This window comes from Tessaracoccus rhinocerotis, from assembly GCF_007197885.1.
Classification (GTDB): Bacteria; Actinomycetota; Actinomycetes; order Propionibacteriales; family Propionibacteriaceae; genus Arachnia; species Arachnia rhinocerotis.
The window spans coordinates 435,322-457,160 of sequence record NZ_VKKG01000001.1 but is presented as its reverse complement, the minus strand read 5'-3'; the positions used below and the strand labels follow the sequence as shown (position 1 = coordinate 457,160).

Here is a 21,839-nt window from a genome sequence, read left to right as displayed (position 1 = left end):
ATGGAACCCGAGTACCTGAGGGCCGACGCGCACACCGGCGGCGACCCCGGACCCTGGGGGGCCCATGACCCCACGGTGGTGCAGGCCCGCGATGGCAGCTGGCTGATGTTCTCCACGGACACAGCCGTCGCAGGCGCCCCCGGGGTGGGCGTTCAGATCCGCAAGTCGCGCGACCTGGTCGATTGGGACTGGTACGGGCATGCCTTCGACGGCGTCCCCGCGGAGGCCGCGAAGTGGAGTTCGGCACCGGGTATCTGGGCGCCCGAGGTGGTGCGACGCGGAGAGGAGTACCGGATGTACTACTCCGCGAGTACGTTCGGCTCTCGGACGTCGACCATCGCACTCGCCACCGCCCCCGACGCCACCGGCCCTTGGCAGCACCGCGAGCTGGTGGTGCGGACCAGCCATGCGACCAGCCCTGTCAATGCCATAGACGCTGCCGTCGTCGTGGACCCCGACGGTGCAGACTGGCTGCTCTACGGCTCGTTCTTCGGTGGACTGCGCATCCTGCCCCTGCGTCCCGACGGCCGACCCGCCATCCCCGGCGACGCCGGCACGCCGGTGGTGCAGAGAGCGGTCTCCATCAACGGCGCGGTGGAGGGCGGCCACGTGCTGTTCCATCCGGCGTCGGGAACCCACGCACTGTTCTGTTCCTTCGACTCCTTGTTCGACACCTACAACGTCAGGGTGGCGCGCTCGCGGTCGGTCACCGGCCCCTACACGGACTTCTGTGGCGGGGCGATGGTCGATGCCTCCGAGCCGCCCGCCGAGGTGGGGACCGTCATCCTTGCCGGCCACGAGGCGCCCGATGGATCGCTGTGGGCCGCACCGGGGCACAGCTCCCACCTGGTGACCGATGGCGGGACGTTCCTCGTGCATCACGTCCGGGACGGAGACGACCCCACGCACCACCTCGCGCAGGTCCGTCGGCTGCTGTGGACCGACAGTGGGTGGCCGCTGGTCAGCCCCCTGCCCTTCGGCGGTCCCGTGGCCAGCGCCCCGGCGGACCTTGGGGGCCACTGGCTGTACTACCGCCTCGACCCCGCCGTTCCCACTCCGCACCGGCCCCGTCGGATCCAACTGGCGCACGCAGAGCTGGCCCCGATCGCGTCCGGCAGCGGGGAGGTGAGGGTGCTCGACAATACTCTCGAGGCCGTACTCTTCGTGGAAGCCGATGGCGTGGCCGTCGCAGGGATCGATGCCCAGGGAGTGGTGGTGTGGCTGGTCAGGGAGTGAACCCGCAGTCTGGGCCCCGACGGGAAACCGGCTGGGCAGCCACCGCCATGTCCTGGCTGGGCAAGCTCACCGGTGTGGTCGAGATCACGCTGTGCTGGTTCCTCGGTGTCCTTGCCGGCGGGATCGTGCTGGGTTGGTTGCCCGCCGGAGTCGCCGCAGGAGCTGTGCTGCACAAGCTCACCGGGCCGGAGCCCAGCGACCGTCCCTTCGCCGAGTTCTTCGAGGTGTGGCGTGCCAACCTCGGCCGGGCCAACGCCGTCGGCTGGCCTGCCACCCTGGCCTTCGGCGTGCTGGCAGCTGACCTCTGGATCCTCTCCCGGGGCGGGCCCGCCTGGTTGACGGTGCTGCTCGTGCTGACGCTGGTGGTCGCTCTGGTGCTGGTGGTGGCCGTGGGCTACTTGGCCAGCCTGCTGATGCTCCCAGCTGCCCGCCGAATGCCAGCGGCCAGGCTTTGGAGGACCGCGCTGGTGATGCCCATCGTCTCGCCCGCCGCGACCGTGGTCTGGGTGGCCTGCATGGCTCTGCTCACCGTGGTGGTGGAGATTCTGCCCGTGGTCGGGGTGTTGTGTGCGCCCGGATACGTGATCCTCGTGACCACGTGGCTGACCCGCCGTCGCCTCCACCAGGCGGGTGTGGCCCCGGATCCAGAGCTCGAGCGGTCGCTCCAGCAGATGGCTGCGGACTAGCGGGTCGAGTGCCGCAATCGCAGCTCGAAGTCGGCGAAGATCCGCTGGACGGGCTTGCGGGCATCCAGACCCTTGCTCGACTCCGAGATCCGCAATTCGAGCAGCTCGACGGCGTTGCGCGCGATCTGTTCACGACCGGGTGAGACGCTGCTCAGTGTGGGGCGGGTGTAGGCGGCGTCCTCAATGTCGTCGAAGCCGATCACCGACACCTGTTGCGGCACGCTGATGTGGTGGGAGTGCAGGCTGTGCAGGACGCCCATCGCGAGGGTGTCGTTCAGGGCGAACACGGCGTCGAAGCCGATCCCGTCCTCGATCAGGGAGTCGGTGGCCTCGGCCCCGGTGTTGCGGTGCCACAGCCCGGTGGCTCTGACCAGCCGTTCGTCCACCTCGAGACCGGCGGCGGCCATTGCTTCTCGGTAGCCACGCTCTCGAAGGGCTGCGGAGCCCACCTTCTCTCCCGGATGGGCGCCGACGATCGCGATCCGACGGTGTCCGGAGTCCAGCAGGTGGCGCGTGGCTGCGCGCGCGGCCTCGACGTTGCTCATGGTGATGTGGTCGTTCGTCGAGCCGAACACCCGTTCGCCCAGCAAGACCATCGGGAAGTCCACCTTGAACAGGTGGATGTCGTCCTGTCCGAGGGCGAGGGGGGAGAACAGGAGGCCGTCGGTGGTGAGTCTGCGTTGCCCGTGCAGGACGTCGATCTCGCGGTTCCGGTCGGAGTTGGTCTGCTCTATCAGTACTCGCAACCCCACCTTCTCTGCCTCCCGGATCACTGAGTCGGCGAGTTCGGCGAAGTAGGGAAGCTTGAGTTCCGGCAACGCCAGCCCGATCAGCCCCGTACGGCCCTTGCGCAGGTTCCTGGCCGTCACGTTGAGTTCGTAGCCGAGCTTGTCGATGGCCCGCCTGACTCTGACCCGCGTCTCCTTGCTCACATGCGGCTTGTCGTTCACGACGTTGGAGACCGTTTTCGCGGACACCCCGGCGAGCCGCGCGACATCCTGCATCGTGGCCGCCATGCGCCGAACCTCCCGTTTACTACGATTACTGTCTGATCTTCTCACAGCTGGCCGAGCCTCGACGGCCGCCTTCACCCGCGTGTGGTGCGCGCCGTCGCCGGGGTCGCCCAGGGGTCCTCGGGCCAGGGGTGTTTCGGGTAGCGACCGCGCATCTCGCGGCGGACCTGCTGGTAGGGCCCGTTCCAGAACGACTCGAGGTCATCGGTCACCGCCAGCGGGCGCCGGGCGGGCGACAGCAGGTGGAACAGCACCGGTACCCGGCCGCCCACCAACCGAGGCGTGCTGGTCAGGCCGAAGGTCTCCTGCAGCTTCACCGCGACGACGGGTGGCCCGTCGGCAGCCTCGGGGTAGTCGATGCGGACGCTGGAGCCCGACGGCACCGTGAGACGTTCGGGGACCAGCTCGTCGAGGTGACCAGCCTCCGGCCAGGGCAGCAGGCGCCGAAGCGCCGAGCCGACTTCCAGGGACCCCAGGGACGACGTGGCTCGCAGCGCAGCCAGGTCCGGGCCGAGCCAGGACTCGAGGTCACGCAGCAGCGACCCGTCGTCCACCGAGGGCCAGGGATCACCCAGCTCGCGGTACAGCAGCGCAAGCCTGGCCCGCAGGGCGGTGGCACGCTGGGTCCAGTTCAGGACGCCGATCCCCTCGGCGCGCAGGTGCGCGGCGAATGCGGGCGCGACGTCCTTCGCCTCTGCCGCCACCGGGGTCGACGACAGGACGATCTCGCCGAGGGTCCGCTGCGCCCGGACCCGGAGCCTGCCGGATTCAATCCAAGAGGTGCGCCGCTCGCGGAGCAGGGCCGCGCCGATCGCGAGCGCATCCTCCTCCCGGAGCGGGGCGGCCATCCGGATCACGGCGCCGGTGCCGTCGGCCACCCGGCCCTCCGCGCGTTGCACGTCGTGCACGGCCAGCCACTCCGACGCACGGAGCCCACTGCCCTCCGGCAGGGCGGCACGGGTGCCGCTGGCCAGGAGATAGGAGCGGGAGTGTTCCCCGGTGCGCCGGGCGATCCACTCCGGCCTGCCGAGCGCGGTGACGACGCCGGCCGGTTGCGACGCCGGGCCCACCGCGAGCGCGCTCAGGACGTCGACGCCGCCCTCCTCGGCCTCGGCGATCCTGGTCAGGCGCTTCACCTCGCGGTTCCAGCGCTGGGCGCCGGGGGAGCGGCCGGACCGGAGCTCCCGCAGCAGCGCGGAGAGGTCGGCTGACGGCTCTCGGTGGTCGTCGGAGATCGCGGCCACCACCTCGGCGACGGCCCGGGCGTCGCGCAGTGCCGCCGACCCGACCAACAGCGCGCGCGTCTCGCGGGCTCCGATCGGCAGCCCCGCCACGCGTCGGCCCAGCGCCGTGGGGCGCCCCTCATGGTCCGTCAGCGCCAAGGATCGGAGGACCTCGACCGCCCTCCTCATCGACTCCTCGGGAGCCGGGGTGAGCAGGTCAAGACCCTGGCCCGCCGGAGCGCCCCACACCCCCAACAGGAGGGCGGCGTCCACCAGGTCCGCGGAGGTGATCTCCGGTGGTGCCGCAGGATTCAGGCGGGCGAACTCGTCCTCGGTGAAGAGGCGGACCGCCCTTCCCGGACCCAGGCGGGCCGCGCGCCCGGCCCGTTGCTCGACGCTCGCGCGCGAGGCGCTGACCGTCACCAGCCCGGTCATGTCCCGCGCCCGGTCCCGGCGCACCTCGCGGGACAACCCCGCGTCGATGACGAGCCGGACGCCGGGGACGGTCAGCGAGCTCTCGGCCAGGGCCGTGCTGACGACGATGCGGTGCGGTTCGGCCTCGGAGGTCCGGCCCCGCGTGGCGCGGTCCTGGTCCCGGCTGGGCAGCCGGCCGTGCAGCGGCAGCACCTCTGCGGGACCGCCAAGCTGGCGAAGTTCGCGGACCACCGCGTCGACGTCGCGGGCGGAGGGGACGAACACCAGCGCGTCCACGCCGTCGGCGGCCTGCGCCCCGGCCGCGACCCGGGCCACGTGCGAGATGAACTCCCTCGTCACGCCGAGGGCGTCCAGCCGGCGGCCGGGGACGGGGGAGTAGTCGACGGTGAGGGGGTGCAGCGCAGAGGGGACCTCCACCACGGGGGCCGGGGTGACGTCCCCGAGGAGCCGGGCGACGCCCACGGCGTCGAGGGTGGCCGACATGGCCGCCACGACCAGGTCCTCCCGGAGCGTGCGGACCTCGGCCAACATCCCCAGCAGCAGGTCACCATCCAGTGATCGCTCGTGGACCTCGTCCAGGACCACCGCACCGACGCCCTCGAGCGCCGGGTCCGCCATCAGTCGGCGCAGCAGGACCCCGGGGGTGGTGAACTCCACCCTGGTCCCGGGCCCGACCTGTCGCTCGCCCCGGATCGTGAACCCGGACGGACCACCCACGGCGCTGCCGTCGAGCTGCGCCAGCCGACGCGCGGCCGCGCGGACGGCAACCCGCCGCGGCTGGCTGACGAGGACTCGGCCGGCGCCCCGGCCGGTCAGGAGGTTGGCCAGCACGGGCGGCACGTAGGTGGTCTTGCCGGTGCCCGGTGGTGCCGTGACGACGAACGCCCCGGAGCCAGCGGCCGCCACCAGAGCGTCATGGGCGCCGCTGACCACGAGATCGGCGCCGATGGCGGGGAGATCGAATGCAGGCACGCAAGGCATTCTCCCAGAAGGGCTCGGCCGGGGTCAGTGCGCTGCGGCGGTGCCGATGCCGGGGGCGGCGGACCCCGTGGACTCACGTTCGATGATCTCGAACGAGGATCGGATGGTCCGCGGCGGCGTGTCGGCGCCCTTGCCGGAGATGCGTTCCACCAGCAGGTCCACCGCCGTTACGGCGATCGAGCTGCGTCCCGGGTCCACCGTCGTCATGGAGGGGACGGAGTATAGGGTCTCGTCGATGTTGTCGAACCCGATCAGCGCGACGTCCTCGGGCACCGAGATCCCGGCGGAGGCAAGGCCGCGCAGCGCGCCCAGTCCGAGGGTGTCGTTGAGTGTGAACACCGCGTCGAAGTCCACCCCTTCCTCGACCATGCCGGTGACCGCCAGAGCGCCGGCCTCCCGGTTCCAGGCGCCGCTGGGGCGCACCAGGTCAGGATCGAGCGGGATCCCGGCCTCCTCGAGGGCTTGGCAGTAACCCTGCAGACGCAGGCCGGCAGACCCGACCTCCTCCATGCCGTCCAGACTGGCACCCACCACGGCGATCCGCCTGCGTCCCCTCTGCACCAGGTGCTGCACGGCCGCCCGGGCGGCGCTGATGTTCTCTATGGCGACGTGGTCCGTCGGGCCGCCGAAGATGCGTTCGCCCAGGAGCACCATGGGGACCGTCCTGTCGAAGGAGCTCACGTCCGAGGGGTGCAGACCCACCGGGTTGAAAAGGATCCCGTCTACGAAGTGTGGGCGGCCCGTTCCGGAGACCGCCTGCAGTTCTGCCTTGCGGTCCCCGCCGGTCTGTTCGATCATCACCCACAGCCCGTGCCGTTCCGCCTGGCCTATCACCGCGTGTGCCAACTCGGCGAAGTAGTTCTCCCGGACGGCTGGGATGACCAGGCTGATGAACCCGGTGCGGCCGGACCTGAGTCCGCGGGCGGAGAGGTTGGGACGGTAGTCCAGCTTCCCGATGGCATCCAGGACACGGTTCCTCGTGACGTCGCGGACGTGCGGGTAGTCGTTGATCACGTTGGAGACGGTCTTGATGGAAACTCCGGCGAGTCGTGCCACGTCGTGCATGGTGGATCCCACTGGTCACCCTTTCTTACGTGCAGCCCCTTCAGGCTGCTCCAAGTGCGGATGCTGTTGGTGGAACTGCCACCTGACCCTGTTCCCGGGCGCAGCGCTGCACGAAGCGGAAAACTCTCTCGTTGGAACGAGGTCATTCTATGCCCTCCATCGAGCGACGTCCGGACCCCGTCGGCACACAACAGAGGTTTCTCCCAGTGCTTGACAAATCGTGGACCCCAGACCAGAATTTATAACGTTGGAGAGGCTCCCCGGAACCGTGACGTTCCGGCGATTGCACCGATGCGACCAGGCTTCTCGGCACGACGACCGAAGTAGCGAAAGAGTTTCATGACCAAGGCACACCTCACCCTCGACCCCCACTTCACGATCGGGGCCGTAGACCGTCGACTCTTCGGCTCGTTCGTCGAGCATCTCGGGCGCTGCGTCTACCAGGGCATCTACGAGCCAGGGCACCCCTCGGCTGACGAGGAGGGCTTCCGCAGCGACGTCGTCGACCTCGTCCGCGAGCTCGGGGTCTCGACGATCCGTTACCCCGGCGGGAACTTCGTCTCCGGCTACCGGTGGGAGGACGGGGTGGGGCCGGTGGACCAGCGCCCCCGTCGGCTCGACCTCGCCTGGCACTCCACCGAGACCAACCGGATCGGGCTCGACGAGTTCGCGAACTGGCTGAGTCACGTCGACGCCGAGCTCATGTACGCGATCAACCTCGGCACACGCGGTGTCCTGGAGGCGCTGGACGTCCTCGAGTACGCCAACATCAGGCAGGGGACCCACTGGTCCGACCTCCGTGCGGCCAACGGGCACCCCGAACCCCACAGCATCCGCATGTGGTGCCTGGGCAACGAGATGGACGGCCCGTGGCAGCTCGGCCACAGCACCGCCGACGAGTACGGCTCGCTGGCAGCCAGGGCGGCCCGCGCGATGCGGCAGGTCGATCCGGACCTGGAGCTCGTGGTCTGCGGTAGCTCGAGCGCGCAGATGCCCACGTTCGGCGAATGGGAGCGGGTGGTCCTCGAGCACACCTACGACGTCGTCGACTACATCTCCTGCCACGCCTACTACGAGCCGAAGGACGGAGACTACGACAGCTTCCTCGCCTCGGCCGTCGGGATGGACCGCTTCATCGAGGCCGTCGTGGCCACGGCCGACCATGTCAAGGCGGTCCGGGGCAGCGACAAGGAGATGCTGATCTCCTTCGACGAGTGGAACGTCTGGTACCAGTCCCGCTACCAGAACGTCGATAGGATCACCGACGTGCAGTCCTGGCCCGAGGCGCCCCGGATCCTCGAGGACAGCTACTCCGTGCTGGACGCCGTGGTCTTCGGCAACCTCCTGATCTCCCTGCTGCGCCATTGCGACCGGGTGAAGTCGGCGAGCCTCGCCCAGCTGGTCAACGTCATCGCGCCGATCATGACCGAACCGGGTGGGCCGGCCTGGCGACAGACGACGTTCTTCCCGTTCGCCATCACGTCGGAACTCGCGACGGGGGAGGCGCTCGAGTTGAAGCTCGAGAGCCCCACCCAGCAGACCGACGAGTACGGCGAGGTCCCTCTCGTCGACGCGGTGGCCACCCACGATGCGGAGAATGGCCATACCGCCGTGTTCCTGGTGAACCGGAGCCAGACCGAGGCCGTCGAGCTGACCATCGACGCCTCCAGCCTTGGGGAGTTCTCCGGCGCCTCCGCGACCACACTGGCCGATGCCGACATGCACGCCGCCAACACCCTGCAGGATCCGGAGCGCGTCGCGCCCGCCGGGAATGACAGCGTGTCCGTGGAGGGCGGTGTGATCCGCGTGGTGCTTCCACCCGTGTCCTGGACCGCGGTGAAGGTCAAGTAAGGCAGCCCAACCTCACCCGACAGCCGACCCAGGAGCGACCCAGATGGTGCAACCGGATTACAACGATGGAGGGCGGCGGTTCTCGTCGCAGTCATGGCCTGTGGCTGCCGCCATGCTGCCCTTCCCCAACTCCCAGGAGGATCCGGCGGCCTGGCCGGACCAGCTGGACCAGGTGGTGCGTGAGGGATTCAGCGAGGTGGACCTCACCGACAACTGGCTCCGCATCGGAGACCTGCCCCAGAGCCGGCTCGATGACCTCGTCGCCATCCTGGAGCAGCTGTCGCTGCGGCCGGTCGCAGTCTCTGCCATCAGGCGCAGCGTCATAGACCCCGAAAGCGGCGCGGACAACCTGGCGTACTCGCACCGGGTGCTGGAGGCGTCCAGGGCTGTGGGTGCCGACGTGGTCTCCTTCGGTCTGCACCGCCCGCTGACGCCTTCCCAACGTGCCGCCTTCTGGTTCTGGACCGAGCCCGGCCCGGTGGACGACACGGACGACCGCACCTGGCAGTTGGCCGTTGCGAGGCTTCGCGAGCTGGGCTCGCACGCCGCCGAACTCGGCCTGGAGATGTCGCTCGAGATGTACGAGGACACCCTGTTGGGCACGTCCGAGTCCGCGGTGCGGCTGGTGAACGACATCGGCCTGGACAACGTCGGACTCAACCCCGACCTCGGCAACCTGTTCCGGCTCCACCGCCCCGTGGAGGACTTTCTCGCGGCCGTGGAGCGCTGCCTGCCGCACTCGAACTACTGGCACGTCAAGAACTACTTCCGGAGCGAGGACGCGGCGGGCAACTACGTGAGCATCCCGGCGCCGATGGCCTCGGGCAGCGCCGACTACCGCAAGGCGATCCGGATCGCCGTGGAGGCTGGGTTCGACGGTCCCTTCTGCGTGGAGCACTACGGCGGCGACGGGCTGAGCGTCAGCGCCCAGAACCGCGACTACATCCGACGGATGCTCGCGGTGGCACTCGGGGAGCCCGACACCAAACGGCAGGGAGCGACGTCATGAGTACACCGGTCGCAGTGCTCGGCCTCGGCGCGATGGGCCTGCCCATTGCCGCGAGACTGGCGGAGACCCGAGAGGTCCGAGGCTTCGACGTCGCACCCCAGCGGCGTGACCTGGCCGCGGCCGAGGGGGTCGTCCCGGCCGATTCGGTGCGCGCGGCGGTCACGGGCGCCTCGCACGTCGTGGTGGCGGTGCGCGACGGTGCGCAGCTCGAGCAGGTCCTCTTCTCCGACGAGGGTGCGGCGGTCGCGCTCGCGCCCGGCGCCTGCGTCGTCGTGACCTCGACCGTCGGGGCGGCAGCCGTCACCGACGTCGCCCGCCGACTCGCGGAGTCCGGGATCGCAACGGTGGACGCACCGGTCTCTGGAGGGGCGCTGCGGGCCCGCGCCGGGGACCTGCTGATCACCGTCGGGGGATCGCCCGAGGTCCTGGCCGGGGCACGGGACGTGCTCGAGGCGATGGCCACCAGCCTCGTCGAGGTCGGGGACGTGGGCGACGGCCAGAACATGAAGACCGTCAACCAACTGCTCTGCGGCATCCACACCGCCGCCGCGGCGGAGGCACTCGCGCTGGCGAATGCGATGGGACTGGACCTGGAGCAGTGCGTGGCCGTCCTCGGGCAGGGTGCCGCCGCCTCGTTCATGCTGCAGGACCGCGGCCCCAGGATGGTGCAGCAGCTCCGGGGGGCGGAGCCCGAGTTGCGCTCCCGCACCGACGTGATCGCCAAGGACATGGGGATCGTCGGCGAACTGACCCGTCGCCACCGACTGCCCACTGGCGTTGCGGCCGCGGCCGAGAACCTCTACCGCATGGCAACCACCGCAGGTCTCGAGGCGGCCGACGACTCGGCGGTCGCTGCCTTCCTGGCCGGGCGCAAACCTGGCGGGGAGTGATCAACGATGGACATCCACGTCTCGAAGCAGGGATCCGACGACGCCGACGGCTCCGTGCGCCGGCCGCTCGCCACGGTCAACGCCGCTGCCCGGCGGGCCCGGCCGGGTGACACCGTCGTGGTGCACGCGGGCGTGTACCGGGAATGGGTCAGGCCACCGCACGGCGGGCTCGGCCACAACCGTCGCATCGTGTTCACCGCAGCCGAGGGTGAGCACGTCGTCCTCGCCGGCTCCGAGGAGGTCACCGACTGGGAGTCCGTCGGCGACGGGGTGTGGCGAACCGCCGTCGACAACGCCGTCTTCGGGGACTTCAATCCGTACGCCGAGACCGTGTGGGGGGACTGGCTGGTCCGGCCCGGCCCCGACGAGCCACCCGTGCACCTGGGCGAGGTCTACCTGAACGGTCAGGCGCTCAGCGAGGTCCACTCCGTGGCAGCGGTGGTCGAGCCCGGTCCGCAGACCGAACTCGTCGACGACTGGACGGGCGTGCCGCAGCCCACACCGTCGGGTCCACGGCTGGTGTGGCATGCCGAGGTGGCCGAGGACGCCACGGTCATCCACGCGAACTTCGGGGACGCCGACCCGCGGGGGGAGCTCGTGGAGATCAACGTGCGTCGCTCGGTCTTCCAGCCCGAGGCCAACCACGTGGACCACATCACGCTGCGCGGCTTCGAGATCCGGCACGGTGCCACGCCGTGGGCGCCCCCGACCGCCGACCAGCCGGGGATGGTGGGCCCCAACTGGGCCACGGGATGGATCATCGAAGACAACCTGCTCCACCACTCGAAGTGTTCCGCGATCTCCTTGGGCAAGGACGCCCGCACCGGAGACAACCTCGCCAGCGTGCGTCGGGACAAGCCGGGCTACCAGTACCAGCTCGAGGCGGTGTTCGCGGCCGAGGACGTGGGTTGGGGCCGGGAGCGCGTCGGCTCCCACATCGTGCGGCGCAACACCATCCGTGACTGCGGACAGAACGGGGTCGTGGGCCACCTCGGGTGCGTCTTCTCGACGATCGCCGACAACCACATCCACCACATCGGCACCCGCCGCCAGTTCTACGGCCACGAGATCGCCGGCATCAAGCTGCACGCGCCGATCGACGTGCGGATCGAGGGCAACAACGTGCACGACTGCACCCTCGCGGTGTGGCTGGACTGGCAGACACAGGGCACGCGGGTCACCCGCAACGTCCTGCACGGCAACAACCGGGACCTGTTCGTCGAGGTCAGCCACGGGCCCTACGTGGTGGACCACAACATCCTCGCCTCACCCGTGTCGCTGGAGAACTTCTCCCAGGGTGGCGCCTACGTCAACAACCTGTTCCTGGGATCGCTGCGGTTGGAGCCGGTGCGGGACCGCGCGACGCCATACCACCTGCCGCACAGCACCAGGATCCGCGGCTATGGCGTCATCGAGGGCGGCGACGACAGGCTGATCGGCAACATCTTCTCCGGTGAGGGCGAGCCCGAACCCTATCTCGTGGCGCTCCCGGACGAGGCGCTCGTCGGTTGGGGCACGGACCCCTACGACGGGTTCCCAGCCGGTGAGCAGGAGTACTTCCGGATCACCGAATCCCGCCCGGGCGACCACCGCCGCTTCAACGGCGTGAGGCAGGGCGTCACCATCCAGGGCAACGTCTACCTCGGTGGCGCCAAGGCGCACGCGTGGGAGATCGGGGCGACCCGGCTGCCCGGCGGCTGGATCCGGGTCCGGGCAACGGACGACGGGACGCTGGTGCTGGAGGCCGACCTCCCCGCGGAGTTCGACCTGGCCGGACAACCCGCCGTCACCGGCCGACAGCTGGGACGAGCCCGCCTCGTGGACGCCGACTTCGAGGCGCACGACGGCGGGGAACTGGTGCTCGACACCGACCTCGTCGGAAGCCTCGCGGGAGGCCGCCGCGCTGCCGGCCCACTGGTTGCGCTGACGGCAGGACGAACCTCAACGGTGGTCTGGCGACCGCCCACCCGAACACCTCGACGTCGAACCTGGGGAGACAGAACATGACGACCATCCACAACGACCCAGCCGAGTTCACGGACGAAGCCGTGGCCGGTTTCGTCGACCTGTACTCCGACCGGGTGCGAGGTGTCACCGGCGGCGTCGTTCGCACCGGCGCACCACCCGGCCCGAAGGTGGCCGTGCTCGTGGGCGGGGGATCGGGCCACTACCCGGCCTTCGCGGGCTTGGTCGGCCCCGGCTTCGCCGACGGTGCCATCATCGGGAACCTGTTCACCTCGCCGTCGACCACGCACGCCTACGGGGTCGGGCGGGCGGCCAACAGCGGCGCCGGGGTCATCTACACTTACGGCAACTACGCGGGCGACGTCATGAACTTCGGCAGCGCCGGCGACCGCCTGCGCGACGAGGGCATCGATGCCCGCCAGGTGGTGGTCACCGACGACGTCGCCAGCGCCGGTCCCCACGAACGAGACAAGCGTCGCGGCATCGCCGGGGACTTCGTTGTGTTCAAGGTCATGGGGGCCGCTGCCGAGCGGGGCTGGGACATCGACGAGGTGGAACGCGTGGGCAACCACGCGAACGACCTCACGTTCACCATCGGGGTCGCCTTCTCCGGCTGCACGTTCCCGGGAGCGGACGAGCCGCACTTCACGGTCCCGGACAAGATGATGGGGCTTGGGCTCGGGATCCACGGCGAACCCGGCCTCGAGGACGTGCCCTGGCGGCCGGCCTCGGAACTGGCCGAGATGCTGGTCTCCCGCTTGCTGGCCGAACGCCCCGACGGTTCCGGGCCGCGCGTGGCGCCCATCCTCAACGGGCTCGGGTGCACCAAGTACGAGGAGTTGTTCCTGCTCTGGGGGATCGTGGCACGACTCCTGCGGGACCAAGGTCTGGAACTGGTGGCGCCGGAGGTCGGGGAACTGGTCACCAGCCTCGACATGGGCGGGGTCTCGCTGACCCTGTGTTGGCTGGACGAAGAACTCGAACAGCTGTGGCTGGACCCGGCCGACACCCCGGCCTGGCGCAGGGGCGCAGTGCCGCCCCCCGGGCGGTCCGCGACGCGGGCCGCGTCCGAGGATCCTGTCGAGGAGCGCGCGTCCGTGCCGGCGACCGGCTCCGACGCCTCCCGCAGCGCTGCCCGACGGGTGGTCAGCTCACTGGAGGCCATGTTGGAGGTGCTGCGTGGGGCCGAGGACGAACTGGGGCGCAGCGACGCCATCGCCGGCGACGGCGACCACGGGCGGGGGATGCTCCGCGGCGTGGACTTCGCCACCACTGCGGCTCACGCGGCACAGGCAGCAGGTTGGGGCGCCGGCGGCGTGCTCGAGGCCGCCGCGGACGCCTGGGCCGACAACGCAGGTGGCGCCTCCGGAGTCCTCTGGGGTGCCGGCCTGCGCGCCTTCGCCAGGGCGGCCGGGAACGAGGAGCCCGTCACACCGGAGGTCGTCGCGCGCGGTGTCGCCGCCTACGTGGAGGCGGTGGCCAACCTCGGCGGTGCCCAGCCGGGAGACAAGACGATCATCGACGCCGCCGCACCGTTCCGCGACGAACTCGCCGCGGCGCTCGGGGACGGACGAGCCGTTCCCGATGCCTGGGCTGGTGCGGCAGCGGTGGCCACGGAGCGTGCGGCCGCGACGTCGGCGCTGCGCCCGAAGTTGGGGCGCGCCCGCCCGCTGGCCGAGCGCAGCATCGGGCACCCGGACCCGGGGGCCCTGTCCTTCGCGCTCTGCGTCAACGCCGTCGCCGAGGTGCTCGGCGAACCGGCGAACCACCCCGGGGAGGAGGCGGACCATGGGTCTTCGAGTGGTGCTCGCGGCTGACCAGGCCGGTGTCGGGTACAAGGACGCGATAGCGGAGCGGTTGCGGCAGCATCCCAGGGTCGACGAGGTAATCGACGTGGGGGTCGGCGACGTCTCGGACGCGAGCGCGTACCCGCATCTCGCGGTGGCCGGGGCCGAGCTCATCGCCGAGGGGAGGGCGGACCGGGGGATCTTCGTCTGCGGCACCGGGATGGGCGTGGCGATCGCGGCGAACAAGGTGTCCGGGATCCGCGCCAGCACCGCCCACGACTCCTACTCGGTGGAGCGGCTGGTCATGTCCAACGACGCCCAGGTGCTCTGCCTGGGGCAGCGCGTCATCGGTTTGGATCTCGCCCTGCGACTGGCCTCCGAGTTCCTGGACCACGAGTTCGATCCCGACTCGCCGTCGGCGGAGAAGGTGGCCGTGATCTGCGAATACGAACGCGACCACTGATCAAGCCTCCAGCGGGCTGAATCAATTGGCCGTGCCAGGTTCCCGCAGCAGCGGCTGGCAGTTCGGGCACCACCAGATGGCGCGCTGCTGGTCCACCTTCGGGTCCGCCACCGAGTGCGCGCCGCCCAGCTCGGCCTGGCGGATCGCGGCGCCGCAGCGGTGGCACGGCCTGTGCGTGCGGCCGTGGACCCAGGTGTTGGCCCCCCGGCGCTCGTTGCCGGTGAACACTCGGACGGGACGGTCGTGGTTGAACTGCAGCAGGCGGGCGGCCAGGTCCACCACCTGCTCGGGGTCCAGCCGGCCGACGTCCGAGGCGGGGTGGATGCCAGAGAGGAAGCACGTCTCGGCCCGGTAGATGGTGCCCAGACCGGCCAGGACCCGTTGGTCCAGCAGGGCCTCGCCAATCGTTGTCGCCCTCAGGGCGGCCAGTCTCGCGACCGCCTCGTCGCGGCCCGGGCGCGGCCACCGTCCGGGGGAGTCCCAGTCGGGGCCGAGGGGGTCGGGACCGAGGTGGGCCGTCCGGGCGGGGTACTGTGCCGCCGGCCACAGCTCGACGAGGCCGAGCGAGTGGCCGACGAGCTCCACCTCCGGTGCGCCGTCCGTCGCGCCGGAGACCCGCACCACGATCCGCGCGGTGTGCGCTGGCTCCGACCAGCGCGTCCCTGCAGGATGGATCCGCCAGTGGCCCTCCATCTTCAGGTGGGTGTGGAGGATGTCGCTGCCCTCGGGGGTGGCGAGTTCCCAGAACAGGTGCTTGCCCCACGGCCACACCCGGCGGACGACGGCGCCGGTGGCGTCGGTGGTGGCCAGCGCGGGGGTGCGAGCGTCCCAGCCCGTCACCGTCCGGCCGGTGAGCGGCTCGAGCCGGCGGGCGAGCTGGTACACCGAGTCACCCTCAGGCACGACGCGCCTCGAACGAGACCCCGCGTGGCGTGATCCGAGCGCCGGCCTGCAGGAGCGCCTCCACGTCCGGGCCGACACCAGCGCGGGCGCCGTCGATCTCCTCGATCCGGATGCGCGCCATCCGCTTCTCGTCGACGGCCTGCTGCAGCGCCGCTCCCACCAGGGAGACACGCGTGGCGCGGTCCTGGCCCGCGCCGTCGGGAGGGTCGAAGACGGTCAGGTTGCGCCCGCCACGGGTCAGGTGCGCCAGGCACAGCCCGTCCGCCAGCACCACCACCGCCCCCACCGCCCGCGAGACCCGCGCGCTCGGGTGTGGTGGCCAGCCGATCACGCTGCCGTACGGGTTGGCCGGATCGAGTGCGGACAGCACGGCGGGTGTGGGCCGGCGCTTGCCGGAGGGCCAGGTGGTCTCGTCCGGGCTGTCGGCGAAGGCCCGGATGTGGTCGATGGTGGCCGACGTGGCGAACTGGGAGCCGCCCAGCCCCTCCACGACGTATCCCCGCACCACCTTCCCGGCCCGCTCCAGCTCGGCGAGCACGCGGTACGCGGCCGCGAACCCGCCCTCGTTGTCCTCGGCGACGACGGCGCCGCGGGTGATCACACCGTGGCGCTCCAGCCAGGCCGAGACCCGGGCGACCGCCTGCTCGGCGACCTCCAACCGCGGGTCCGACACCCGGTACCAGCGGCCCGCCACCGTCGGTGGGGCGCCGTCGAGTCCGGGACGGGCGAGCAGCGCCCGTCCGGGGCGGGGCAGACGTGCTCGCGAGCGCGGGTTGCTGCGGGGGCTCTTGTGCCCCGCTCGTGTCGGCCCGCCGACACGGGCGCGCACCGGGGCCAGGGACGACGGGGCGATCAGTCCCGCCTCGGCCGTCCGCCACCACGACTCCAACAGTTCTGGCGTGCTCACGGGGGCGTCCTGCCCGTCCAGCGCGGACCGCAGCTCCGTGAACAGGCCGCCAGTCTCCGCGACCTTGTCCGCCAACCCCTGAAGGGCCGGGTCCGCCGCGGCGGCCGGGGCGAGCAGGTCCAGGTCTCCCACCGGGACCAACGCCACCAGCGGGTCCTCGGGCCCCAGCGCCCCGCGCACCCGGACCAGCACCTCGCCCTCGGCGATGAGGGTGTCCAGGTGCGCCGGGGAGTAGTCCCGCAGCCGGGCGGGCAGGACGTGCGTCTCCCACGCGCTCGCGGGCAGGGCCGCCCCGCCCAACCGCTGCAACGCGAGCAGCACCTCGTCGGGGCTGGAGGAGGGCCGCTCGTCGATGCCGTGCCAGGAGGCGAGGAAACGGGCGAGGCCGGAGGTGGAGACCGGCTGGATCTGGGCCCTGGCGGCGTTGAGGCAGCGGCTGCGGATCCGGCGCAGGACCTCCGGGTCTGCGTACTCGGCCTCCGTGCGTCCCGGCGTGAAGTGGCCCTTGACCAGTCGTTTGGCCGCCAGCTCCCGCTCCAGCACCAGCTCTGCCGTGGCGGTGCCCAGACGGAATGCGGAGGCCACCTGCGCCGTGGTGAAGGGTGCGTGAGTGCGGGCGTGGCGCAGCACCAGCTGGGTCAGGGGATCGCGGCCGGGTTCGGTTGCAGACTCGGGGGCGCCGGGCGGCAGCGGCAGGCCAAGGGCGTCCCGCAGCAGGCCCAGGTCGGCGGCGGCCACCAGGTGGGGCCGACCCGCCAACTGCACCACGAACACGCGCCCGGCGAGGGCCGCCACAGCGTCGTCGAGTCCGGGTGCGAACTCGTCGGTGGCCCGCTGCGGCAGGTCCTCCAGCGGGATCGGGCCGAGCAGGCGCGGCAGGTCCGCCAGTTCCTCGGCGGAGCGGACCCGGCGTTCGGGAGCGGTGTGCTGGAGCTCCGCCTCGACCTCCTCGATCACCTCGAGGTCGAGGAGCTCGCGCAGGTCCACCGTGCCCAGCACGGCAGCCAGGAGTGCCGGGTCCATCGAGAGGGTGGCCGCGCGGCGCTCGGCGAGTGGCGTGTCCCCGGAGTACATGAACTCACCCGTGTAGCGGAACAGCATGCTGGCGGCGAACGGGCTGGGAGTGGGTGTGGTGACCTCGACCACGCGGACCCTGCCGCTCCGGAGCGCTCGCAGCAGCTCGGTCAGACCCGGCAGGTCGTAGACGTCCTGGAGGACCTCCCGGACCGTCTCGATGATGATGGGGAAGCGTGGGTGGTGCCTCGCCACCTCGAGGAGTTGGCTCGCTCGCTGGCGCTGCTGCCACAGCGGACTGCGGCGGCTGGGATCCCGCTGGGGCAGGAGCAGCGCGCGGGCCGCGCACTCGCGGAACCTGGCTGCGAACAGGGCGGTGCCGCCCACCTCTGTGGTGACGAGGTCCGCGATGTCGTCAGGGTCCGGCAGGATGTGGTCGATGATGTGCTCGGCCGCCTCGCTGTCGGGGAGCCGCCAGATGATGGCGTCGTCGGAGGCGGTCGGGACGACCGCGACGCCGGTGGCCGCCTGCAGCGAGGCGCCGATGGCCAGCGCCCAGGGCGCCAACACGGCCCGGCCCAGCGGGCTGTGGAGCACGAAGCGCCAGTCTCCGACCTCGTCGCGGAACCGCTCGACGAGGACGGTGGTGTCGTCGGGGACCTGGCCGGTGGCCTCCCGCTGCTCGGCCAGGTAGCTGCGGATGTTCTCGCGCACGTACGGCTCCAGCTCGGGCCGCTCGAGGCGCTCGGGGCGGCGCAGCACCTCGCGGTGGAAGCGACCGATCTGGCGGCCCAGCTCCGCGGGCCGGGATTCCTGCTCGCCGTGCCAGAACGGCAGGCGGCCCGTGTGCCCGGGAGCAGGTACCACCAGCACCTGGTCCCGGGTGATCTCGACGATCCGCCACGACGACGCGCCGAGGGCGAACACGTCGCCCACCCGGGACTCGTAGACCATCTCCTCGTCGAGCTCGCCGACCCTGCGCCCGGGGCCCTCCTCGCCGGCGAGGAACACCCCGAACAGGCCGCGGTCCGGGATGGTTCCGCCGGAGATGACCGCCAGCCGGAGCGCTCCCGGCCGGGCGTGGAGGCGCCCGTCGGACTCCACGAGGCGTGCCCGCAGGTCACCGAAGTCGGCGCTCGGGTAGGCCCCGGTCAGCAGCTCCACCACCGAGTCGAACAGGGCGCGGTCGAGCCCGGCGTAGGGCATGGCCCGGCGCACCGACTCGTACCACTGGTCCACCTCCAGGCCCGCCTCGCCGGTCGCGACCGCGGCGGCGACCGTCTGCTGCGCCAGCACGTCCAGCGGCGAGCGGGGGATGTGGACTTCCTCGATCTCCCCGCGCAGCATTCGCTCGGTCACGACAGCGGCGGGCACCAGGTCTCCCCGGAACAGGGGGTAGACCGTTCCATGGGAGGTGGCGCCGACGTCGTGCCCGGCCCTGCCGATGCGTTGCAGGGCACTGGCCACCGACGGCGGCGCCGAGACCTGGATCACCCGGTCCACTGCGCCCATGTCGATGCCGAGCTCGAGCGACGACGTCGCCACCACGCACCGCAGCTCACCGGACTTCAGCGCCGCCTCGATCTGCGCGCGCGCCTCCTTGCTGACCGAGCCGTGGTGCGCGCGGGCGATCACCGCTGGCGCGGCCCCCACCTCGTCGGAGGCCGCCATCACCTGTGCGGGTGGGCGACGGGAGGGTGGGGCGAGGGAGTCCGGGTCGTGCTGCTCCGCCCAGATCTCGTTCAGCCGGGCGGTCAGGCGCTCGGCGGTTCGGCGCGAGTTGGTGAAAACGAGCGTGGACCTGCCCTCCATGACCGATTCATAGACGTCGGCCTCGACGTGCGGCCACAGCGACTCGGTGGTCTCGGCAGGGGCGTCCAGCAGCGGGTCGACCGGTTCGGGGACAGTGCCCGGCGGTGGGCCGGGCCGGGTGATGTCGGGCACGTTGAGGCGGACGGAGACCTCCCAGTCCTTCTCCGCTGGTGGTGCCACCACCTCGACGGGCCGGTTGCCGCCGAGGAAGGCGGCCACCGTCTCGATCGGACGGACCGTCGCGGACAGGGCAACCCGCTGGACGTCGCGTCCGGCGAGGGCGTCGAGGCGCTCGAGGCTGAGCGCGAGGTGCGAACCGCGCTTGGTGCCGGCGATGGCGTGGATCTCGTCGATGATGACGGTCTCGACGTCGGTCAGTGTGGACTGGGCAGCCGACGTCAGCATCAGGTAGAGCGACTCGGGAGTGGTGATGAGGATGTCGGGCGGGCGCCGGACCAGTGCGGAGCGCTCCCGTGGGGTGGTGTCCCCCGAGCGGACGCCGACTGTCACGTCGGGGACGTCCTGTCCCAGCCGCTCCGCGGTGCGCCGGATCCCCACCAGCGGCGCGCGCAGGTTGCGCTCGACGTCGACGCCGAGGGCCTTGAGTGGTGACAGGTACACCACGCGGGTGCCGGTGCCCGGCGGTTTCGGCCGCGTTGAGAGCCGGTCGAGGGCGTGGAAGAAGGCGGCCAGCGTCTTGCCGGAGCCGGTGGGTGCCACGACGAGCGCGTGGTGGCCCTGCGCGATGGCGTCCCAGGCGGCCGACTGCACGGGAGTGGGGGAGGAGAAGACCTCCCGGAACCACGAACGCGCCGGCCCGGAGAACCGGGCCAGCGCGTCGTGCTCAGAGGTCATGGGGCAAGTCTGCCCTGCCCCACCGACATCCGCGGGATCAGTGGGTGTCCTCCGCGGCGACCTCGCTGCCGTCGGTGCTCCAGTTGGTGTGGAACGTGCCCTCGGCGTCGGTGCGACGGTAGGTGTGCGCACCGAAGTAGTCCCGCAGGCCCTGGGTGAGGGAGGCGTTTAGGCGCGGCGCGCGGGCCTGGTCGTAGTGGGCCAGTGCGGCGCTGAACCCGGGGACGGGGACGCCGGCCCGAACAGCGGTGGCGATGACCTCGCGCCAGCCGTCCTGCGCGGCGGCGAGGTCGGCGGCCACGGACGGGGCCTCGAGCAGGGTGACCAGGTTTCCGGCGGCGTACTCGGAGCGGATGCGCTCAAGCAGCTTGGCGCGGATGATGCAGCCGGCGCGCCAGATCTTGGCGACCTCGGCGACGTTGATGTCCCAGCCGTACTCGACGCCCGCCTGGCGGATCTCGTCCAGGCCCTGGGCGTAGGCAACCACCTTGCTGGCCCACAGGGCCTGGCGGATGGCGTCGATGAACGCGTCGCGGTCCGCCACCTGGAAGGTGCCGTCGGGGCCGCTGAGCGCCTGCTGCGAGGCGGCGCGCAGTTCGGGGTGCGAGGAGACCGCGCGGGCGAAGACCGACTCGGCGATGGTGTTGACGGGCGTGCCGAGGTCGAGGGCGGCCTGCACGGTCCAGGTGCCGGTGCCCTTCATGCCGGCGGCGTCCACGATCACGTCCACCAGCGGCTGGCCGGTCTTCTCGTCGACCTTGCGCAGCACCTCGGAGGTGATCTCGATCAGGTAGGAGTCGAGGTCGCCCGTGTTCCAGGTGGCGAAGGTGTCGGCCATCTCCGTGTGGTTGAGGCCGAGGGCCTTGAGGAGGACGTAGGCCTCGCCGATGAACTGCATGTCGGCGTACTCGATGCCGTTGTGCACCATCTTCACGAAGTGACCAGCACCGTCGGTGCCGATGTAGGTGGCGCAGGGCTCGCCGTCGACCTTGGCGGAGATCTTCTCCAGGATGGGGCCGAGGGCCTGGTAGGACTCGACGGAGCCGCCGGGCATGATGGACGGTCCCTCGAGGGCGCCCACCTCGCCGCCGGAGATGCCGGCGCCGACGAAGTGGAGGCCGAGGCCACGCAGCTTCTCCTCGCGGCGGCGGGTGTCCTGGAACTTGGCGTTGCCGCCGTCGACGACGATGTCGCCCTCCTCCAGCAGCGGGATGAGGGAGTCGATGGTGGCGTCGGTGCCGCGGCCTGCTTTCACCATGATGATGATGCGGCGGGGGCGCTCGAGGGACGCGACGAAGTCGGCCAGCTCGGCGGACGGGCGGAAGTCGCCCTCGTGGCCGTGCTCGGCGATGACGGCGTCGGTCTTGCTCGTGGTCCGGTTGTAGACGGCGACCGCGTATCCGTTGCGGGCCAGGTTGCGGGCGAGGTTGGACCCCATCACCGCCATCCCGATCACTCCGACGTTCGCGAGGCTCTGGTTGGTCATGTTCGCCTTTCGACAAATGAAGAATTCCTGGTGAGCACCCTATCCCGGCGGCGGTGCCGCGGGCCCGCGCGTGCACTGAGTTGCACGGCGGCCGACGGTCCCCGTCGATCGTGTATGGGCGGGCCCCGTCGAGGGAGTCAGTCTTGCGAAACGCCTCTGCCCGCTGTTCACGCCCCGGGTCGGCGTCGGGCCGGAGGGGTGTTTCCGGCACGAGAAGCAGCGACGCCGGGCCCCTGCGGGACCCGGCGCCACTTGGCC

The 21,839-nt window shown here is 71.2% G+C and carries 14 protein-coding genes; 8 read left to right on the top strand and 6 right to left on the bottom strand.

The features are described 5' to 3' along the window. Entirely contained in the window at nt 1-1,236 is a 1,236-nt protein-coding gene (locus FOJ82_RS02120; protein ID WP_143936791.1) for an arabinan endo-1,5-alpha-L-arabinosidase, read from the top strand. Next, nucleotides 1,218-1,922: a YesL family protein gene (locus FOJ82_RS02115; protein WP_143936790.1), complete on the top strand. Its 705-nt coding sequence runs from the start codon at nt 1,218-1,220 to the stop codon at nt 1,920-1,922. The genes FOJ82_RS02120 and FOJ82_RS02115 overlap by 19 nt, the downstream gene beginning before the upstream one ends. Here the strand turns inward: FOJ82_RS02115 and FOJ82_RS02110 are convergent. The 3 genes from FOJ82_RS02110 to FOJ82_RS02100 all read right to left on the bottom strand — a co-directional run bounded on the left by FOJ82_RS02110 (nt 1,919) and on the right by FOJ82_RS02100 (nt 6,651). Beyond that, nucleotides 1,919-2,938: a LacI family DNA-binding transcriptional regulator gene (locus FOJ82_RS02110; RefSeq protein ID WP_143936789.1), complete on the bottom strand. Its 1,020-nt coding sequence runs from the start codon at nt 2,936-2,938 to the stop codon at nt 1,919-1,921. The genes FOJ82_RS02115 and FOJ82_RS02110 overlap by 4 nt on opposite strands. Before the next feature lie 71 nt (nt 2,939-3,009). Continuing rightward, nucleotides 3,010-5,574: an ATP-dependent helicase HrpB gene (hrpB, locus tag FOJ82_RS02105; RefSeq protein ID WP_143936788.1), complete on the bottom strand. Its 2,565-nt coding sequence runs from the start codon at nt 5,572-5,574 to the stop codon at nt 3,010-3,012. 24 nt (nt 5,575-5,598) lie between these two features. Then, nucleotides 5,599-6,651 carry a LacI family DNA-binding transcriptional regulator gene (locus FOJ82_RS02100; protein WP_143936787.1) on the bottom strand — a complete coding sequence of 351 codons (1,053 nt, stop codon included), beginning with the start codon at nt 6,649-6,651 and terminating at the stop codon, nt 5,599-5,601. A 327-nt stretch (nt 6,652-6,978) separates the two neighbouring features. Between FOJ82_RS02100 and arfA the strand changes: the two genes are divergently transcribed. The 6 genes from arfA to FOJ82_RS02070 all read left to right on the top strand — a co-directional run bounded on the left by arfA (nt 6,979) and on the right by FOJ82_RS02070 (nt 14,604). Beyond that, complete coding sequence (gene arfA / locus FOJ82_RS02095; RefSeq protein ID WP_143936786.1) at nt 6,979-8,490, top strand: arabinosylfuranosidase ArfA; 1,512 nt, start codon at nt 6,979-6,981, stop codon at nt 8,488-8,490. 112 nt (nt 8,491-8,602) lie between these two features. Next, complete coding sequence (locus FOJ82_RS02090; RefSeq protein ID WP_221932995.1) at nt 8,603-9,499, top strand: sugar phosphate isomerase/epimerase family protein; 897 nt, start codon at nt 8,603-8,605, stop codon at nt 9,497-9,499. Beyond that, nucleotides 9,496-10,389 carry an NAD(P)-dependent oxidoreductase gene (locus tag FOJ82_RS02085; protein ID WP_143936784.1) on the top strand — a complete coding sequence of 298 codons (894 nt, stop codon included), beginning with the start codon at nt 9,496-9,498 and terminating at the stop codon, nt 10,387-10,389. Before FOJ82_RS02090 ends, FOJ82_RS02085 begins: the two co-directional genes overlap by 4 nt. A 6-nt stretch (nt 10,390-10,395) precedes the next feature. After that, nucleotides 10,396-12,396, top strand: a complete 2,001-nt coding sequence (locus tag FOJ82_RS02080; RefSeq protein WP_143936783.1) for a right-handed parallel beta-helix repeat-containing protein — start codon at nt 10,396-10,398, stop codon at nt 12,394-12,396. Next, the gene (locus FOJ82_RS02075; protein WP_143936782.1) at nt 12,393-14,171 is read left to right on the top strand and encodes a dihydroxyacetone kinase family protein; all 1,779 of its coding nucleotides are present in this window, start codon (nt 12,393-12,395) and stop codon (nt 14,169-14,171) included. The genes FOJ82_RS02080 and FOJ82_RS02075 overlap by 4 nt, the downstream gene beginning before the upstream one ends. Then, complete coding sequence (locus FOJ82_RS02070; RefSeq protein WP_143936781.1) at nt 14,143-14,604, top strand: ribose-5-phosphate isomerase; 462 nt, start codon at nt 14,143-14,145, stop codon at nt 14,602-14,604. The genes FOJ82_RS02075 and FOJ82_RS02070 overlap by 29 nt, the downstream gene beginning before the upstream one ends. Before the next feature lie 21 nt (nt 14,605-14,625). Here the strand turns inward: FOJ82_RS02070 and FOJ82_RS02065 are convergent, their stop codons facing one another. The 3 genes from FOJ82_RS02065 to gndA are packed head-to-tail and all read right to left on the bottom strand — an operon-like array spanning nt 14,626 to nt 21,581. Further along, on the bottom strand, nt 14,626-15,507 hold the full coding sequence (locus FOJ82_RS02065; protein WP_143936780.1) for a DNA-formamidopyrimidine glycosylase family protein: 882 nt from the start codon (nt 15,505-15,507) through the stop codon (nt 14,626-14,628). After that, the gene (locus tag FOJ82_RS02060; RefSeq protein WP_143936779.1) at nt 15,500-20,095 is read right to left on the bottom strand and encodes an ATP-dependent helicase; all 4,596 of its coding nucleotides are present in this window, start codon (nt 20,093-20,095) and stop codon (nt 15,500-15,502) included. Before FOJ82_RS02060 ends, FOJ82_RS02065 begins: the two co-directional genes overlap by 8 nt. Nucleotides 20,096-20,132: 37 nt before the next feature. Beyond that, the gene (gene gndA, locus FOJ82_RS02055) at nt 20,133-21,581 is read right to left on the bottom strand and encodes an NADP-dependent phosphogluconate dehydrogenase (protein ID WP_143936778.1); all 1,449 of its coding nucleotides are present in this window, start codon (nt 21,579-21,581) and stop codon (nt 20,133-20,135) included. Between the last annotated feature and the right edge of the window lie 258 nt (nt 21,582-21,839).

Coding starts and splice junctions, on each gene's coding strand:
- FOJ82_RS02070 (WP_143936781.1), top strand. CDS start 14,143: ATGGGTCTTCGAGTGGTGCTCGCGGCTGACCAGGCCGGTGTCGGGTAC.
- FOJ82_RS02120 (WP_143936791.1), top strand. CDS start 1: ATGGAACCCGAGTACCTGAGGGCCGACGCGCACACCGGCGGCGACCCC.
- FOJ82_RS02080 (WP_143936783.1), top strand. CDS start 10,396: ATGGACATCCACGTCTCGAAGCAGGGATCCGACGACGCCGACGGCTCC.
- arfA (WP_143936786.1), top strand. CDS start 6,979: ATGACCAAGGCACACCTCACCCTCGACCCCCACTTCACGATCGGGGCC.
- FOJ82_RS02060 (WP_143936779.1), bottom strand. CDS start 20,095: ATGACCTCTGAGCACGACGCGCTGGCCCGGTTCTCCGGGCCGGCGCGT.
- hrpB (WP_143936788.1), bottom strand. CDS start 5,574: ATGCCTTGCGTGCCTGCATTCGATCTCCCCGCCATCGGCGCCGATCTC.
- gndA (WP_143936778.1), bottom strand. CDS start 21,581: ATGACCAACCAGAGCCTCGCGAACGTCGGAGTGATCGGGATGGCGGTG.
- FOJ82_RS02085 (WP_143936784.1), top strand. CDS start 9,496: ATGAGTACACCGGTCGCAGTGCTCGGCCTCGGCGCGATGGGCCTGCCC.
- FOJ82_RS02090 (WP_221932995.1), top strand. CDS start 8,603: ATGCTGCCCTTCCCCAACTCCCAGGAGGATCCGGCGGCCTGGCCGGAC.
- FOJ82_RS02110 (WP_143936789.1), bottom strand. CDS start 2,938: ATGGCGGCCACGATGCAGGATGTCGCGCGGCTCGCCGGGGTGTCCGCG.
- FOJ82_RS02075 (WP_143936782.1), top strand. CDS start 12,393: ATGACGACCATCCACAACGACCCAGCCGAGTTCACGGACGAAGCCGTG.